Below are 2,053 nucleotides of genomic sequence, written 5' to 3'. Positions count from 1 at the left end.
GATCCAATCATATAGCTAAATAAAATATTAGCGCATTTTTTAGCTAAAATATATTTTTTTTATGATTTAAATGTCGGTTAACCATATGATTTAATTATTTTTTTGTAAAATTATATTGTTTATAGCTAATTTTATTTTTAGCTATAATTTGATGTTTATTTTTCATTAAGCTAAGATGACCTCAACTAATAAAAAGAGGCCACTTTATGAACACAAAAGAAAGAGCACGTAAAGCATCAGCTATGTCCGCTATTATCCGTGGAGCACCAAAAGCCACTCATACTGGGGTAATGGCAGCAAATGGTGTTCAATGTGCCGTACTGCCCGATGGTAAAAGGGTTATTTCTATGCAGGGTACTGGGGGACTTGCTGAAACGTTTGGTGTTTCTATTGGCTCTAAAATGCCTAGATGGATTCCAAATGGAAGACCCGGACAACTTCCTTACGTTCTTCAAGCTGGCGAATTAGATGAGTTCATTCCAGATGATTTAAGGAGAGAATTAGCAGAGCCAATTGTTTATAGAACAGGAGGTGGTGCTGCTTACGGTGTTGATGTCACACTTTTACCTGCGATATGCGAGGTATGGATAGAGGCGGATAAAGCGGGTGTATTAAAACAAAAAAATCATATTAATACAGCTATAAAAGCCAATGCACTTTACAAAGCGCTTGCAAGAGTTGGAGCAATAGCACTTGTTGATGAGGCTACTGGTTATCAAAGAGATCGAGAACGTGATGCTTTGGCTAAAATTTTAGAAGCATTTGTAGCTAAGGAACTGAAACCTTGGGTAAGCACTTTCCCAGTAGATTATTACGAAGGGCTTTTCAAAATTTACGGTCTTGATTACCCCCCTGCGGGAAAGAAGAACTGGAGACCAAGCTTCATTGGCACCGTCACAAACAACGTTGTTTATAGCCGACTAGCCCCCGATTTATTACCTGAATTAAAAAAAGCGGCTTCTCAATCAGAGAGAAAAGCAAAATTACACCAGTGGCTAACTGATGATATTGGGCATCCAAAACTCAGAGAGCACTTGGCATCTATTGTCACTTTGCTTAAAATATCAAAAACCCCTGAGCAATTTTATGACTTAGTTGACACTGTTCATCCGAAATTAATTTTAGAAACAGAACAAGATGATGAGATGAATAAAGAGTAACCCAGCCCTTGGCGCTTTATCAGCATCACAACCCGCCGGGGCGGGTTTTTCATTTCTGCCACCGCAATCACTCATAGAACCCCAGTATCTCCTATTGCGGCTGGTAACCCAACCAATTGAAATATATCCGATACCGGAATTCCGGCATCGGAACAAATTTCAGTTCAGACGCTGGGTGACTTATTTTGAATTTACGGCTGTTTTTTAATATCCGTCAATAATTTCACAGCGCCATTGAACGCCTCGCACCGCGAGTCATGGCTGCCTTGATATTCTGCCAGAAAAATATCGGACATGATTGACGCGATGTCGGTCTCGCATACTGGTGAATTTTTCTCTAGTAACTGACAGACAGCACGTCCGATTAGTGCATACGCTCCAACGTCATTGAATATTTTTTCACTCATATTTCTTTATCTAGGTTGGTTGATTTTTGATTGACCATCTTACCTGCACCTAACTATCAACTCTATAAACCAATTAACAACAACTCACAGGTGGTAATGGTAGTGACATAGTTTTTAGATATCACAAAACCGAAGCACAAAGATTAGGAGCTATGCTGAAACAAACAGGTGTAACCAAGCGTCTGTATATCAACTGGAAATAATCCCCAAATCTACACACTGAATTCAAGGCTGCGCATTGCGTGGCCTTTTTCTTTTCATGAGGCATTCCCATGGAAATATCCACCATTACATTAATTTCACTGTGCATATCAATGTTCAGTTTTGGTTGCGTGTTTGGGTTCATTCTAAAATGACTGATACGTCATATTGGCAATATGAACAACCAAGGTCGCTACGGCGGCCTTTTTATTTTCTGGTTGCACCAACAGAGGGGCAGGAACGGTGAAATACATGGGCAGTAAAGCGCGCATAGCGAAATATATT

The 2,053-nt window shown here is 39.8% G+C and carries 3 protein-coding genes; 2 read left to right on the top strand and 1 reads right to left on the bottom strand.

The window, feature by feature from the left end; translation table 11 throughout:
* Positions 1 to 206: 206 nt before the first annotated feature.
* Complete coding sequence (locus tag AB204_RS20490; RefSeq protein WP_047965228.1) at positions 207 to 1,160, top strand: P63C domain-containing protein; 954 nt, start codon at positions 207 to 209, stop codon at positions 1,158 to 1,160.
* 191 nt (positions 1,161 to 1,351) lie between these two features.
* Here AB204_RS20490 and AB204_RS20485 read toward each other — a convergent pair whose 3' ends face one another.
* Positions 1,352 to 1,567, bottom strand: a complete 216-nt coding sequence (locus AB204_RS20485; RefSeq protein WP_047965227.1) for a hypothetical protein — start codon at positions 1,565 to 1,567, stop codon at positions 1,352 to 1,354.
* Positions 1,568 to 1,674: 107 nt separating this feature from the next.
* On the opposite strand from AB204_RS20485, the gene AB204_RS24180 reads away from it, so the two are divergent.
* A complete protein-coding gene (locus AB204_RS24180; protein WP_458864244.1) occupies positions 1,675 to 1,770 on the top strand; it encodes a DUF7823 domain-containing protein in 96 nt (31 codons plus the stop codon).
* The last annotated feature ends 283 nt before the right edge of the window (positions 1,771 to 2,053 follow it).

Origin of the sequence: Xenorhabdus khoisanae, assembly GCF_001037465.1 — a bacterium.
GTDB classification, from domain to species: Bacteria; Pseudomonadota; Gammaproteobacteria; order Enterobacterales; family Enterobacteriaceae; genus Xenorhabdus; species Xenorhabdus khoisanae.
The sequence above is the reverse complement of the archived record's forward strand: the minus strand, read 5'-3'. Positions and strand labels throughout refer to the sequence as shown.